Here is a 14,146-nt window from a genome sequence, read left to right as displayed (position 1 = left end):
TTGTAGCTTGTTTCTGAGCATTCAGGAATCCTAGGACACCGGTAGCAAAGTCCAGAGACATGAGGATATCTGTGAATTAATGCATCAACATAGCGTTGCATATGTCTAGCAATACAAAATATCTGTTTCTCAGAAAAAAGTTCTTTGGTTGTGGCAGGATTTTCTTCTGAAATAAGTCTCACTCCTTTCAGCCGTTTTATAGCATTAATTAGAAGACCTCACCTTCTTAGCTAGCTTTTGGCTTTGGAGGATTGTCATTACCTTTTGGTAACGGATTAACTAAAAAAATTTCATTAAGATCCATGCCTGCTCTGATTAGACCGTTCACAAATCCTTGTCGAGGAGGCCTTTGACCTCTCATAACACGATAAACATAGCTATATGAGACATTCATAATCTTCGATAGACCATACTCTGACAAACCTCTATCATGCATAAATAACTGTACATTTTTCAAATTTACTTTCACATCGTTTTCTTCAATAACCATATACTTTATCACCTCCATATGTTGTTACCCTTTGGTAATTACCTCTTGGTAATAATATAAAACATTCATTACATTTTGTCAATGGCTTTTTTAATAGTTTATATTTTATTGCCAACTGGTAATTATTAAAGTAAAATATATTTAGGATGGTGGTAAAAAGATGCCTACTTTTGGCGAATACCTTAAATTATTAATGGAAAACCATAAAATTGGTGTAAATGACCTTGCTGAATTATCAGGGGTTAGTGGCGCGCATATATCACGCATTATCAATGGTAAACGCTCAGCTCCAACACCTAAGACCTTAAAAAAAATTGCTACTGCTCTTAATGAAAGTTACGAAGAGTTAATGAAAGTAGCTGGACATATAACTTCAAATAATACTCACTTACCTAGCAAAGAGGACAAAAAGCCTAAAGACCTTCAAAAGATCCTTGATGATCATGAAATACTGTTTAGTGGTACTCCCCTTACAGATGCGGACAAGCAAGCCATTCTTGATGTGGTTGAATTGCAATTATATAAGCGTGCTAAGGAACTTAACAAGAGAAAAAAAAATTAAGAACAATGCACTTTTGTACACTTTTCTACTCTACTTGCACAAAACCAATGGAGAAATTCACGCTTTTGAAGCAGGCTAAATAAAGGAAAACACAGCCCTTAAGAAAGCTGTGTTTTATTTATACCTTTTTGTCGAACATTAGTTCTTTTTGTCGGAGGTTGCTATTATGGATGTTAAACGCCGAGTGAAAAATTTAGTCAAAAAATTTAATACTCGTAACCCTTATGAACTTGCAGATTATCTAAAAATAGAAATTAGATTCGCTTCTCTCCCTCTACATATTCACGGTTTTTATGATCGAGTTCTTCGACGCAAATTCATTGTACTTAATAGTGAATTAGAGCCTTATAAGCAGCGACAAACTTGCGCCCATGAATTAGGACATGCCCTACTCCACAAAGGCTGGGGCTATTACTTCATGATAGAACATACCTTCTTCTCTCCTGGTCGCTTTGAGCGAGAGGCAAATGAGTTTGCATGGCAGCTGCTGTTTGATGAAGAGGCTTGCAGGATTGAATATGACAATGATCTTGGCAGGTATGTTCGGGAGGAAGGGATTGTGGAGCTGGTTGGTTATAGGAAGTGATAAGGCATTGCCGCTTTAATGGCAGGAATGCCCTTGTGAATTGTCGAAGTAACATCAAATTACCCAAATATTACTAAAGGAGCTATCGAAACTATGCGTAAACCGTACCTATCTATCCTATTTACTCTTCTCATCACTATATCTCTCATTACTCCCGTCTTAGCTTCCTCATCGGCACCCTCCATCTCAGCTGAGGTTGCGGAAAAAATGTTAATTGACGGCAACAAGCGTTTCCTCTCCGAGAAGTATGCTGACCGCGAAATTGGCAAAACCAGACGAATCGAATTGACCAAAGGTCAGCATCCCTTTGCCGTGATTGTAAGTTGCTCTGACTCTCGTGTTGCACCAGAGCTCCTTTTCGATCAAGGTTTGGGGGAACTCTTCGTCGTGCGTGTAGCTGGCAACGTCCTTGATGCCATTGAGTTAGGAAGTGTCGAATATGCTGTAGAACATCTTGGCGCCAAGCTAATTGTTGTATTAGGTCACGAAAAATGTGGTGCCGTGAAGGCAACGGTTGATGGTGGCGAATTGCCTCCCAATATCAAAGTAATTGCAGACAAAATCCAACCTGCTGTTGCAGCAGCCAAAGCAAAGCACTCTGATAATGTATACGAAGCCGCAACTGACGCTAACATAATCAACATGGTAGCTTCTTTAAATAGCGATCATGTAATCACTCATGTTGAAGGTGTAAAATTTCTAGGAGCCAAGTATCATCTTGAATCGGGAGAGGTTGAGTTCATCAAGTAACCAAATGGAACTAGGGTAATAATTATCAAAAATAGGTAAATCTCAACCCTCATTTCGAAGGTTGAGGTTTGCCTATTCTATTGCTAGCACTGGTGCACTTGCTTTCAGTAACTTTGGAAAAACTCATTCCATAATCTTATATATAAATGTTACTTTTATGTTTATGGACATGGCACCAATGGCACGCCCTACTCCACAAAGGCTGGGGCTACTACTTTATGATTGAACATACCTTCTTCTCCCCTGGTCACTTTGAGCGCGAGGCAAATGAGTTTGCATGGCAGCTGCTGTTTGATGAAGAGGCTTGCAGGGTTGAATATGATAATGATCTTGGTCGGTATGTGCGGGAGGAAGGGATTGTGGAGTTGGTTGGGTATAGGAAAAATTAATATATACTAATTACTCTATTTATCGTAATTAGTATATATTAATTGTATCAGAAATTGTCACTGGGATTTAAATAATAACCATTTGATTCTCTTAAAACTCTTTTTATTATACCCAATTCTCTATCTTATAATGGTCACTATATTTTTCTCTAAGATTACTTGTAATATTTATCAATCGCTTCCGATTCATTTCAATTAATTCTATCAATTCAGATGAATTGATACCAACCTCTTTTATAATATTTCCTACAAAATTATTAGTTAAAGATAATCTTGGAGGATTATCTTTATATTTTTTTATTACAAATCCTTCATAACGCTTCTTAATTTTTTCCATTTTAAAACTTTGTTTTGATATATCTTCATCGTTGAATTTTTGAATAGCTGACTTAATTTCTTTATGCTGAAAACCTTCAGACTTTTTTCTACTTTCTTCTAATATTTTATAGAATTGTAAAACAACCTTTCCAAAGTTTCTAATTGAAGAATCAATTGCTAAACGTGGATATATTATGTCTAAAACCACAGATTTATCAAATAATGAAAACAGATCCTTATAAGATAGTTGCTGATATTGAATAAGCTCGATATCGGCAACTATCATATCATAATAATATTCTTTCTCTTCAGCAGTACTATGCTGAAATAATAGATCCCATACTTTTTTGTTACATTGATTTTGATCTATAGTAGTGCACAATAATCTTTGAAATACTACCTTCCTTTTTCCTTTTTCCTTCAATAAATCATATATATATAAATCATATATATGATTTATCCTGGAGGTATCATTATCGTACAGCAACTCAATTACTTCGCGCAAAGCAATATTAAAACCTCTGTTAAAAGTATTCCTTTTTAAAACCTCAACTATTACTGCATCCCATAACTCATAGTTATTATGATGATATCCATTCCACCACAAAGGTTGAGGATATCCACAATGTATATTTAAACATTGTTCTAATATATCTTTCTGAATTAACATATCAACAACTTCAGCTATATCTTTACCCTTAATAGATTCACCCAATAATTTGATCTGTACTTCACTTGGTATGTTTACACTATTTAATGCTACTGCCTTAATCCATTTAATATCATTTCGATTTGATGTTAGTAAATCTAAAACCAGTACTTTCTCATTATCTGATAAGTACTCCCAAGAATTAATGAATACTCTTACGTTTGAAGTAATAAAGCTTGTCTTATCTGTTAAGAGCATCAACTTAAAAATACTTTCCCTGGAATTTGAATTATTTTTAGTTCCATCTATAAGATATTGGGCTACACTCATTCCAAAATCATCTGGTAAATTATATAGAAAATATCTTTCCAACCAATTAAACCATGCAGTCGCTAATTCAACAACTTTCTCTTCAGATTTGATATACTTTAAAGAATGCTCGGTAACCTCTACCATATGAGGCTCATTCATTTTAATATATCTAGAAGGAAATTTATTTAAAAACTCTATAAAAACTTCATGCCATACACACCATAAATTTTTTTTATGTTTCTCCTCGACTTCACTCCAGTCAATGCTTTCATCAGAGTGCTCATCTTCAAAGTTCTCCAAAAATTTTTTTGAACGTATTGATACAGACATTACATTTAATGATTTTTTATAATATTCTATTATTAATCTCTTAGCTTCATTACTATAGTTGCTCCATGAATCAAGTGCGCCTCTAAATAAGCCATAAATCACATCAGGGTGTTCATAATCATCTAAATAGTTATCTAATTTAGCAAACTCAAAAGCATAATTTTTAAAAATTAACCTAATAGCCTTTTCCCTTATAAAACTTTCATCATATGATGATGCCTTCTCTAAACCCTTAATGGTAATTAACTCCGTATCTCTCACGTTCAACAAATTCCACATTTCCTCAGCTGATAAAGCAATTTCACTCTCTGTTTTCGTCAACAAAGAATAAAATTCATCTTCACTTATTTGGTGACTGAACCAATGAAATCCTCTATCCTTAGATGGATTAAACCAAGGTGTACCTTGGTGCCATAAGATTCCATCATTCACTATTCTATCGGCATGTTTCAATACATTAACAAAATTTGTTTGCTCCAATTCGTCTAAATCATTAATCCGTCGATCAAAGAACATTATAACTCGATCCCTAACAGAAGGAAAAATCGACTTTAAACTCCTTAGCATAAGTGTTTTTAATTCAGCATTAGGATTTTCTTTATAAACGTTTTCAACCATAGTTAAAGTGCATAAATTAGCATTCTTAGAAAGAGAACTCAGGCTTTGCTGTGCGATCTTTAATACTTCCTGCTGCTCAAAAACATCCAAAAAAAATCTTTTAAATAGTAATTGAGTTGCATAATGGTATATTGGATGAACAAACATAATTCTTTTTAAATTATCAAATTCTATATATCCATGCTGATTTAGATACTTTATTTCAGTCTTATACTCATCACTAATTTTTACTGCTAGGCTATATTGGGGGAATATTGCTTCATTAACTTCACCGAAAGAATATGTAATCCAAGTATCACTGTCTTCATTGATACTTGGATTCTCTTCATAACTGCTTAAGATAAAAGCTAGATCATTTATATTGACAGATTTGTACGTGTTACAACTTAATCCTAGAGCAATAAAAACCTTAGCGGCTATACTTCCCCTTCCTTCTATTATCCTAGCTAAGTCATTTGAATCTATTCTTGCTAGATTTACTATATCCGACGGATCTAATAACATCAGCTCTCTTAAACTTTTTTTACTATTATAAATATTAGCTATATGACCTAGCTGAAGTGAAGATGTTTTTTCAATCTTTAAAAGCCAATTAGTTACCTTTTCATATAAATTTTTAGATTCTAGTTCATTTTCAAAATATTTTCCCCATGCAGTGGGTATTAAGCTAGATTTCTCGAGGGTCAAATCTATCCAATTGTGTGAATCTATTGAACACTCACTAATAGTTTTCTTAGACATTGTGTCTAAAATAATATCTTTTCTTGAAGTAATAATAATCTTTCGATTTGATTTTGACTCTCGAATTAAACTTCTAATTTCACTGCAGATACTTATAGCATCTTTTCTAGTTTCTACTTGGCCAAACGGATCTTCTAGTATTAGCAACCGATCTTCAATACTTCTATGCTTTATAAAAGAATTAGCACCACTCTCACCATGAAGCTCCCCTGTTATTTCAACTTTATAACCTTTATTTAGGTATTCTTCAGCAATATCTTTTGCTAAATATGTCTTACCACAGAACGAGACGCCTGTTAACAATAAAATTTTTTCAGTGTTCAATACCTCCTCGCATAATTCCTTTTCAGTTCTTCTAATATATTTTTCATCTTTATTAAGTATATATTTCCCACTATATTTATCAATTACTTGAATCAAATCAGAGCTTATCGATCTATCACAATCTCTACCATTTCTTATTTCATCTGTCAACTCAGTTATAACTGTATCAATTATGCTTTGAGGTATGTAGTATTTTTTGTTTAGCAAAGAAGTAATTTTTTCAATAGTATACTCCTTAGTGTATTTTTCTCTAATCTTGATTCTTTTTAATATCTTTCTAAATTTATTATTAGTTAAGTTGCCTATAAATGACTTTAAAGCATCCCGCCTTGAAACACTGAGTGTAGTTGCATCCGCATAACAAGAATAAATATAGGTCCTGATTTTATTCAATAAATCATTATTCAATCCATTATTCGACTCAGAATGAATTTCTCCACTTTCTATAAATGAGCTAACATCGTCGCTACACCTTACATTAGAAACGAATATAACAAATCTATCATTGTCATTATTTATTTTATTTAATAAATTCATAACTGCACTTAGGCTTTCAAAATGACTTATCCAATCAGAAAAATCGGCTAAGCCTATTTCCTCAGTTCTACTTTTTGCTTGAAGATCAATGGTATATGTTCGTCCCTCTTCATTAAATCTAATTTGAGCATCTTCTTCATTTTTCTTTTCAATATAAACTTCCACATCATCTCTATCCAGATATTCTAATGCAACTAAGAGTGAATTTAAATACTGATAATCATATCCCTTAGGTCCATAAATTTCAACAGACATCTTAATTCTCCTTTTAAATATAGACATGAGAGTCTACCCTTCATGAGCGTATTTCTACTATCACCTTATATGGTAATATTACTTTATTTAGAGCTCAATTTTAGACATTCTAATTAGTGTCCCGATTATCTTATTAATACGCTGACTAGTAAATATCTTCTTAAGCATTTCTATTAGTTCATCTTCATTCTTTAATTTTGGTTCAACCATTCCGGGAAGCCCTAGCTCCTTGCGAGTCTCTTCTTCGATTACAATATCAACAGGATAAAATGGAATATTGTGCTTTAATGAGAAGACTGCAAAACTGTAGGTCGCAAGATACTTACTGCGAATTCGCATCGTGTAGTTGAAATCATAATTTGTGTTTGAGAAAAACTCACTTAGTTGAGCTTCAGCTATTAATTCGGCATATACAAGTCCTCCTGTTATTTCCTCTAGTTTGTCGATTTGAAATTTCACAATCTCTTTCGGGGAAGCTTCATCCTCGACATCAAATGATAATGGCCATAGACTCTCCATAGTAAACCCTCCTATCTTATTACAAACACAATGGGTAAATGATCGCTCTGTTGTGGTTGCCCTGATTTCTTTACCAAGCTTATACTATTAACATTTGTAATTATCTTCAGACTATCATGCTCAAAATGCTCTAATAAAGTAGGTCTTATTATAACTTGGTCAAACATATGCCAGTAATAATTAATTTGGTTAGAACGATTATAATAATACGTCCCAGGTGGTTCTGTCTTGTCCCCAAACATATTCCACATAGGATTATAAAACATGGATAATGCTTCTCCTTTGACTCTTCGAGAACCAATTTCTGCAATTCTTCTAGAAGACATTGCATGTAGTCCACGTGCAGCAATCATCCCATTTTCAAAGGGGTTCATGTTAAAATCCCCGAGAATCACCGTATACGAATTGTTAGAAACTTGTTCTGCTTCTTGAATGTCCTTCTTCAAATCATGAGCATAAAATAGGTAGTCGGTATCATCTTCATGCTTTTTACTTGGCAGGTGGACGAAGGCCACAAGATGAAAACCTAATTTTTCGTGTGGAATTTTTTTAATCGTATAATAAGAGGATTCATTTAGATGCTCAATTAAACCCGGTGTGAATTTGGCTATAATGTCTATGCGTTCGCATCCAATTTTATTTATATGGTAGTACCTCAATCCTTTTAAGGTCAATTTATGTAATAATACGTTAATATCATCAGTATATTCAGCTAACCCTACAATACTGGAGCCTGTATCAACTATTAAATCTTCTAATATCGAGTTAATTTTTGCTTTCTGAGTATTCCAAAATAAATACTTCATATATCTCCCTGCCATATCATATTGATTATTTAACTCAACTTATCCGCCTCATCCCCATAATATGTATTTACTATCATTGTTCGATCTGTACGTATGAAAATCCTACACATGATGATAACGCCGAGTCTTCTACAGATAATTATTGGTGTATGTAGGTGAACAATCATGAATTTTGAGTGGATATATTTATTTTCTACTAAGATGTTATTTCCCCTGCCAATCTTTGAGAAAAAAACCATATTTTGCAACAATATGTAAAAATATGATTAATAATAAAAACACAACCTATCCGTTAATGGATAGGCTGTGTCTTCATTGTACTTTTTCGACAAATATACAATCTATTACTCGCTAAACAATAGAATCGTGCCATGATAGTGGTATTTCCCAAAATCGACTAAATTTCAATTCGTGACAGTAAATACTCCCTACTTCCGATTGCCTGACTTTGATACAGCAAAAGATGTATCCTAAAAAAATATGCAAACACAATATAGTCATCTATTTTTACATTGAAACACTTTTTTTCAATATTTTCTATAGACCACTGAGTTGTGACAAATGGTTCATTTTCGCCACAGTTGTACTCACTATTAAAATAACCTATTCGAGTGTCACCTGAATATATAGAAAAATCAAGTTGACTGTTCCAATTTAGGGCCATAGTTGCTAGCTCCATAGATCTGACTAGAGCCTCCACTAATTCAAAGTAAAGTTCAATCTCCTGTATCTTTGGTACCTCATATTTATGTTCCATTTTATTTCGAATCTGATTTAACTTTGTAAGTGAGCGAGTTCCGAAAAGTCCAATGGCCTCAATGAGTCCGAGCTTTTTTTCAAACTTAAGATTTCGTTTTTGAAAACTATTGTATAGATTTATAGTATAAAAAAAGGTATCAATTTGACAATCCATAGCCCTTTTAAGATTAGAAATACAGCTGATAAGTCCATAATTACTGTTTTTATTTAGTGATTCTTCCGCAAAACGCAAGTAATCTCTTGCATAAAGATCAAAAACAGGCAATTCACAAATACCGCCACCTTCATGCTGTAATTCAAAAAAATATTTATCTAAAAATATTTTTAACTGAAAACGCTGATCGTCAATCATCATGATTTTCTCCTTAACATCTATCGTTGTAAATTGGGGTAACTTTCACCATTTCTTTGCAACAATATGTAAAAATATGAATATATAAATGACACAGTACTGCTCCACTAATGGATAGCTGTGTTACTCCTGTATCATACCTGTATCATATTTTCTCTTCGATTAACTTTTTCTATAAAATAAGACAGCCTGAAAGCATCTCTGTAAGAAGTTCATTGTTTAAGGTGTTGCTATTTTACCTTTTTCTTTCAATAAGAAATTATCTCCCTCAAGTGTCAAAACAACATACTCCTTAAAAGATTCTGGATATGCTCCAAGTCCCGTAGTTAAAATCATTTGATACGAACTATTAGGCTTTGTTTCTACTTTGTTAGCCTTAGAAAGCAAAGAGATATTTTTTATCAAATTTTCCTTGTCAATACCTTCCTTATTTGGTGTATCGATTAGAAGGAATTTAGGAAAGTTTACAGTTTTTTGCAAACTAATAATTAACATCGTCAAAAAGAACATAAGACGTTTAGGCACCAACGCACTGCGTTCCCTATAAATTCCTCTATTAATATGTGGCATATAATCGTCACCTATATAAGCAGTATAACAAAAATCATCTGCCTCCTTCATTAATTCAAAATATATCTCGCTGAAACTTTCGTTTTTAGTAAGCATATCCTTCTGTGCAGAACTTAAATGAGAATCAACTTTAATTTTTAATGCATTGACTTGATTCCGAAGTCTATTTAAAGCAACAACTATATTTTCTCGCTTTTGAGCAAGTTCTTGAGCCTGCCGCAATTCAATATTTTGAGCCTTCAATTCACCAATTCTGTTATCAAGCTGCCTGATAAATGCAGAATTATAATCTGAAGCGATATCTTTGGACAACTCTTGTATATATTGTCGGATGGTCGAGGCCTTTTTTCAGTTGCTATAATTGCTAATGAAATTGTTTTCATTCGATCATTTTTCTTATCTAGTAAACTACTAAGCGATTGAAATGCTTTTTTTTTGACTTTTAGAATTTCAAGATATTCATGAAAAAACCATATTTTGCAACAATTTGTAAAAATGAGTATATTAATAAAATTTAGAAGGAATTTCCTGAATAGGATATAAGTTATTACATTAAGCAATATATCAGTTCTATAAAAAAGTAATTATCGTTTAAGGATTTCTTTACTTGTCTGTATTGATAAAATCATTAACTATATCATCTCCGTGGAAGCAAGGTAATCATTAGACATATATTCCATAGCACAAAACATACAAATGAAAGACGGTGATACTATGCTAACTCAATCAGAAGCAGATTTACTAATTGCTTTAGAAAAAATCTTTTTACAAACACCTTCTATAAAATTCCCTATTCCTGGAAAGAACACACGTTATCCTATAGAAAGTACAGATTCGCATGAAAAATTCACCTTAGCTATTGTACGTGGTGGTAAGAATCGTTTAAAATGTTCATATACAGAATTAAACAAAGCAAATGTTATTCTTTTACGAGTAGATACTGAACAAGGTGTACATATTAATCCTGACGGAGTAGATGTACCAGCACCACATCTTCATATTTATCGTGAAGGCTATAATGACCGCTTTGCACATCCACTTCCTGACAGTTTCATAAACTCCAAAGATTTAGTTCAAACTTTTTACGACTTTCTTAATTACTCCAACGTAATTAACATAAATGATATACATATTTCAGTACAAGGTGGGTTGTTTGATGATACAGGAGAAGTTAGCAAAAGATTGGAAAAGTGAATATTTCGACTGGCTCAAACAAAAAACCATAGTTAAGTCTCTTGATGAGTGGACTGAAATAACAACCCCATTCCTTGATAGGCATAATGATGGCATTGTTATTTACGTTCGACGTTTTGGCGATAAAATCCAAATTAGCGACGATGGTTACACGCTTTCTGACCTTGAAGCTTCTGGTTGCCCTATTAATTCTCAAAATAGAAAACGTGTATTGCATTCTTTCCTTAATGGATTCGGAGTTAAACTACAAAACAACGAACTGATTATAGAAGCTAGTGATACTAATTTCCCTCAAAAAAAGCACTTTCTTATCCAGGCAATCTTATCTGTAAATGATATGTTTCTGCTATCAACAAATCAGGTAGCAAATATCTTCATTGAAGATTTAGTCGCTTTTTTTGACGATAACGACATACGCTATACTCAAGACCTCCAGCTTCAAGGCGTAAGTGGCTTTTCACATTGTGTAGATTTTGTTATACCAAAATCAAAGAAAAGTCCTGAACGTCTAGTTGCAGCAGTAAATTCACCCAATGTGAACAGTGCAAAAGTTGAGCTATTTAATTGGAGTGATATACAACCTGCTCGATCAAAAGATAGTATGCTATATGTCTTTTTGAACGATAATCGTAAAGTTGCTGAAAATATTTTAACTGCATTTTCAGCATATAATACAGTTCCGGTCCTTTGGTCCAAACGAGAGAACTACATTGATGCTTTAGCAGTTTAAAATCAAAGATGCTCTAACTACTTTTGTTTTCTATTTACAACAATATGTAAAAATATGATTACACAAAAAAGACGCAGCTCTGATCCAGTGTTGGATGGGCTGTGTCTTTCTTTTGAGTAATGATTGCTTGTACGTAAACAAGTCGATAACCGTCATCTGACTCATTCATATGTTAAATTCATATTAAGACTTGTTCAATTACATGGCACCACTGTCATGTCCAAAGTGGCAATCCTTGTATTTACTGACTTCTGCTAGCATCTGGTATCCTTGTACAAGATATGTTGTATATTTTTTAAAAAGCTCAAAATCATAAACCTCGTGAACGCTAAGTTCATTTTTTCTGTGACTTACTCCTATGACTTTTGGTATTTGCAGAAATCTATCGTCTATCCCTACCTATCAAGAACAAATACTCTCACCCCATGGGTACGCCCTAGCTCATATAGTTCTTCATCTGAAGCGTCTATATGAACGTCAAACACTTTACCTTTAACCGCCCCACCAGTATCTTCTGCAATACGCCGAAACACTCTGCCGTCAGGCATAACAATCTCAACCTCTGAACCTAGTGGAACTACGTCCGGGTCAACGGCTACAGTCCTGCCTGAGGTAGCTGTTGTACCAGATGCTGTTTTACCCATATCGTTATACCAAGTCACCTGTGCGCCGTCTATGTAGCGAGCCACTCGGTGTCCACCACGACTAGTCGGGTAGACATCACGCTGAAGTGCCAGCTCACGCCTTAGAATTGCTATATCTTTTTGCATGTCCTCAACCTTTTGCTGGTTCACTTGAGCCTCAAACGTTATTTGTGCTATTCGCGTTTCGTCAGCTTGCTTTTGATCAATGACTGTTTTGTAGTTGATGCCAACGCCAAGTAGTAAGGCTATTATAATCGTGCCGATAATCAATTTTAGTCTCATCCTATCACTCCTTCAAATGATATATTAAGGCTTAGCTTATATTATATCGGTAAAGTGGAAGCGGTATCAATGGATAAATTTTCTTATTCCCGTTAGAGGTCATCAAGGTAACTGTTTGTCCTTGCTATTTGCAACTACAATACTATATTTTACAATAATATGTAAAAATATGATTACACTAACATAAATTAGCAGGATTTTCTTATTTAAATAATTAAACTAATACTTAAATTAACAAAAACAAAATATGAAAAGGTCGGTGAAATCATTGTTATCATTACTATTAGCATTATCCCTTATATGGATTGCATTTAAATGGTTCAAACATTTATTCCCATCTTCTCCCCGACCTCTTAATTTTGTTGCACTTGATTTCGAAACTGCTAGCTCAGCAAAAGAAAGTATATGTCAAATTGGGATGGTCGTTGTTAAGCAAAGCCAAATAGTGTATTCTCAATCGTGGCTAGTCCATCCACATACAAAATATTTTTCGGCTGATATGACAAGCATTCATGGGATTTCCTATGCAATGGTCAAAAACTCTCCTACTTTTGATAAAGTATGGGCAGAAATAGAACCACATATTAAAGAATACGGTATCATTGCAGCGCACTATGCTTTTTTCGATATATCGGTATTACTCGCCACTCTCCAACATTACAAGATTACCCCTCCCTCGTTTACGATTCTTGATTCATGTATAGCTGCTCGACGAGCTTGGCCTCATTTACTAAACCATAAACTTCCTACTATAGCCGAATATTTAAAAGTAGAATTACAGCATCATGACGCACTTTCTGATGCCCAAATATGCGCTCAGATACTATTATCAACAAATAATAAATCACAGAATACCATCATTCCTATGTCAATAATGCAAACATGTGATAAGAAAGAATATAATAATGTGTTTTTTAATTAAAATAGCGGAGTGGAGAATAGAAGTAACGAATTTAGGTAGGTGAATATATATATCCACGTTTAAAAAAGTAATGAATGATAAATTTACCAACTGGCAAGAGAAGCTTCAAGATAATGAATGGTACTTTCACGATTGTCGCAAGGAAATAACCTGCAATCTAAAACCATCAACAGCTTATAATTTAATACCAGAGGTAATTGATCTAATCCTTGAACAGAATGAAGCTTTTATAATTACCGAATGCTTTCAGCTTTTGTTAGAAGTTTATTGGGTTGCTAATACAACAGAAATACACCCTTATTTGCTGAAGAACATGAAAAACATCTCTTACCATGTTGAATCAACTGGAGAATATGGAAAAAGCAAGGTGGCTGAACTTAAAAGCTGGCTTCGTTTAGAAATTTGAACTATAGCAAAATAATAAAAGCCACAGCACTAATCCTGAAATGGATAGGGTGTATCCCTGATTTTGTGTAAACTCCAATTGGTATAAAAAGAGCAAATATT

At 33.7% G+C, this 14,146-nt stretch carries 15 protein-coding genes; 8 read left to right on the top strand and 7 right to left on the bottom strand.

Going from position 1 to position 14,146, the window contains the following annotated elements; translation table 11 throughout:
* Window positions 1-226: 226 nt before the first annotated feature.
* Window positions 227-490 (bottom strand): helix-turn-helix domain-containing protein, encoded by a 264-nt coding sequence (locus LMF89_RS23505; RefSeq protein WP_229537236.1) that lies wholly within the window; start codon window positions 488-490, stop codon window positions 227-229.
* 160 nt (window positions 491-650) lie between these two features.
* Here LMF89_RS23505 and LMF89_RS23500 point away from each other — a divergent pair, with 160 nt between their 5' ends.
* The 4 genes from LMF89_RS23500 to LMF89_RS23485 all read left to right on the top strand — a co-directional run bounded on the left by LMF89_RS23500 (window position 651) and on the right by LMF89_RS23485 (window position 2,777).
* A complete protein-coding gene (locus LMF89_RS23500; protein ID WP_229537234.1) occupies window positions 651-1,052 on the top strand; it encodes a helix-turn-helix domain-containing protein in 402 nt (133 codons plus the stop codon).
* A 166-nt stretch (window positions 1,053-1,218) separates the two neighbouring features.
* Complete coding sequence (locus LMF89_RS23495; protein ID WP_229537233.1) at window positions 1,219-1,638, top strand: ImmA/IrrE family metallo-endopeptidase; 420 nt, start codon at window positions 1,219-1,221, stop codon at window positions 1,636-1,638.
* Window positions 1,639-1,731: 93 nt separating this feature from the next.
* Window positions 1,732-2,388 carry a carbonic anhydrase gene (locus LMF89_RS23490; protein WP_229537232.1) on the top strand — a complete coding sequence of 219 codons (657 nt, stop codon included), beginning with the start codon at window positions 1,732-1,734 and terminating at the stop codon, window positions 2,386-2,388.
* 218 nt (window positions 2,389-2,606) lie between these two features.
* Window positions 2,607-2,777: a hypothetical protein gene (locus tag LMF89_RS23485; RefSeq protein WP_229537231.1), complete on the top strand. Its 171-nt coding sequence runs from the start codon at window positions 2,607-2,609 to the stop codon at window positions 2,775-2,777.
* Window positions 2,778-2,883: 106 nt separating this feature from the next.
* On the opposite strand, the gene LMF89_RS23480 is transcribed toward LMF89_RS23485, so the two are convergent.
* The 5 genes from LMF89_RS23480 to LMF89_RS23460 all read right to left on the bottom strand — a co-directional run bounded on the left by LMF89_RS23480 (window position 2,884) and on the right by LMF89_RS23460 (window position 10,179).
* Window positions 2,884-6,861, bottom strand: a complete 3,978-nt coding sequence (locus LMF89_RS23480; protein ID WP_229537230.1) for an nSTAND3 domain-containing NTPase — start codon at window positions 6,859-6,861, stop codon at window positions 2,884-2,886.
* An 87-nt stretch (window positions 6,862-6,948) separates the two neighbouring features.
* Window positions 6,949-7,380, bottom strand: coding sequence for a hypothetical protein (locus LMF89_RS23475; protein WP_229537228.1), 432 nt, complete (start codon window positions 7,378-7,380; stop codon window positions 6,949-6,951).
* 11 nt (window positions 7,381-7,391) lie between these two features.
* Entirely contained in the window at window positions 7,392-8,186 is a 795-nt protein-coding gene (locus tag LMF89_RS23470; RefSeq protein ID WP_229537227.1) for a hypothetical protein, read from the bottom strand.
* Window positions 8,187-8,583: 397 nt separating this feature from the next.
* Window positions 8,584-9,300 (bottom strand): hypothetical protein, encoded by a 717-nt coding sequence (locus tag LMF89_RS23465; RefSeq protein WP_229537226.1) that lies wholly within the window; start codon window positions 9,298-9,300, stop codon window positions 8,584-8,586.
* 216 nt (window positions 9,301-9,516) lie between these two features.
* Window positions 9,517-10,179, bottom strand: a complete 663-nt coding sequence (locus LMF89_RS23460; RefSeq protein ID WP_229537224.1) for a hypothetical protein — start codon at window positions 10,177-10,179, stop codon at window positions 9,517-9,519.
* 384 nt (window positions 10,180-10,563) lie between these two features.
* Between LMF89_RS23460 and LMF89_RS23455 the strand changes: the two genes are divergently transcribed.
* Window positions 10,564-11,061 (top strand): DUF6978 family protein, encoded by a 498-nt coding sequence (locus LMF89_RS23455; RefSeq protein ID WP_229537223.1) that lies wholly within the window; start codon window positions 10,564-10,566, stop codon window positions 11,059-11,061.
* The gene (locus tag LMF89_RS23450) at window positions 11,024-11,791 is read left to right on the top strand and encodes a DUF1828 domain-containing protein (protein ID WP_229537221.1); all 768 of its coding nucleotides are present in this window, start codon (window positions 11,024-11,026) and stop codon (window positions 11,789-11,791) included. The genes LMF89_RS23455 and LMF89_RS23450 overlap by 38 nt, the downstream gene beginning before the upstream one ends.
* A 395-nt stretch (window positions 11,792-12,186) precedes the next feature.
* Here LMF89_RS23450 and LMF89_RS23445 read toward each other — a convergent pair whose 3' ends face one another.
* On the bottom strand, window positions 12,187-12,717 hold the full coding sequence (locus tag LMF89_RS23445) for a 3D domain-containing protein (protein WP_229537220.1): 531 nt from the start codon (window positions 12,715-12,717) through the stop codon (window positions 12,187-12,189).
* A gap of 268 nt (window positions 12,718-12,985) precedes the next feature.
* Between LMF89_RS23445 and LMF89_RS23440 the strand changes: the two genes are divergently transcribed.
* Window positions 12,986-13,639 (top strand): 3'-5' exonuclease, encoded by a 654-nt coding sequence (locus tag LMF89_RS23440; protein ID WP_229537219.1) that lies wholly within the window; start codon window positions 12,986-12,988, stop codon window positions 13,637-13,639.
* A 70-nt stretch (window positions 13,640-13,709) separates the two neighbouring features.
* Window positions 13,710-14,045: a hypothetical protein gene (locus LMF89_RS23435; protein WP_229537217.1), complete on the top strand. Its 336-nt coding sequence runs from the start codon at window positions 13,710-13,712 to the stop codon at window positions 14,043-14,045.
* The last annotated feature ends 101 nt before the right edge of the window (window positions 14,046-14,146 follow it).

The organism is Pelosinus baikalensis, from assembly GCF_020819555.1.
In the GTDB taxonomy this organism is placed as follows: domain Bacteria; phylum Bacillota; class Negativicutes; order DSM-13327; family DSM-13327; genus Pelosinus; species Pelosinus baikalensis.
This window is presented reverse-complemented; position numbering and strand designations above follow the sequence as displayed.

What these genes read in the sequence shown, in the direction of transcription:
- LMF89_RS23505 (WP_229537236.1), bottom strand. Translation starts at nt 490, where the DNA reads ATGGTTATTGAAGAAAACGATGTGAAAGTAAATTTGAAAAATGTACAG.
- LMF89_RS23500 (WP_229537234.1), top strand. Translation starts at nt 651, where the DNA reads ATGCCTACTTTTGGCGAATACCTTAAATTATTAATGGAAAACCATAAA.
- LMF89_RS23495 (WP_229537233.1), top strand. Translation starts at nt 1,219, where the DNA reads ATGGATGTTAAACGCCGAGTGAAAAATTTAGTCAAAAAATTTAATACT.
- LMF89_RS23490 (WP_229537232.1), top strand. Translation starts at nt 1,732, where the DNA reads ATGCGTAAACCGTACCTATCTATCCTATTTACTCTTCTCATCACTATA.
- LMF89_RS23485 (WP_229537231.1), top strand. Translation starts at nt 2,607, where the DNA reads ATGATTGAACATACCTTCTTCTCCCCTGGTCACTTTGAGCGCGAGGCA.
- LMF89_RS23480 (WP_229537230.1), bottom strand. Translation starts at nt 6,861, where the DNA reads ATGTCTGTTGAAATTTATGGACCTAAGGGATATGATTATCAGTATTTA.
- LMF89_RS23475 (WP_229537228.1), bottom strand. Translation starts at nt 7,380, where the DNA reads ATGGAGAGTCTATGGCCATTATCATTTGATGTCGAGGATGAAGCTTCC.
- LMF89_RS23470 (WP_229537227.1), bottom strand. Translation starts at nt 8,186, where the DNA reads ATGAAGTATTTATTTTGGAATACTCAGAAAGCAAAAATTAACTCGATA.
- LMF89_RS23465 (WP_229537226.1), bottom strand. Translation starts at nt 9,300, where the DNA reads ATGATGATTGACGATCAGCGTTTTCAGTTAAAAATATTTTTAGATAAA.
- LMF89_RS23455 (WP_229537223.1), top strand. Translation starts at nt 10,564, where the DNA reads ATGAAAGACGGTGATACTATGCTAACTCAATCAGAAGCAGATTTACTA.
- LMF89_RS23450 (WP_229537221.1), top strand. Translation starts at nt 11,024, where the DNA reads ATGATACAGGAGAAGTTAGCAAAAGATTGGAAAAGTGAATATTTCGAC.
- LMF89_RS23445 (WP_229537220.1), bottom strand. Translation starts at nt 12,717, where the DNA reads ATGAGACTAAAATTGATTATCGGCACGATTATAATAGCCTTACTACTT.
- LMF89_RS23435 (WP_229537217.1), top strand. Translation starts at nt 13,710, where the DNA reads ATGAATGATAAATTTACCAACTGGCAAGAGAAGCTTCAAGATAATGAA.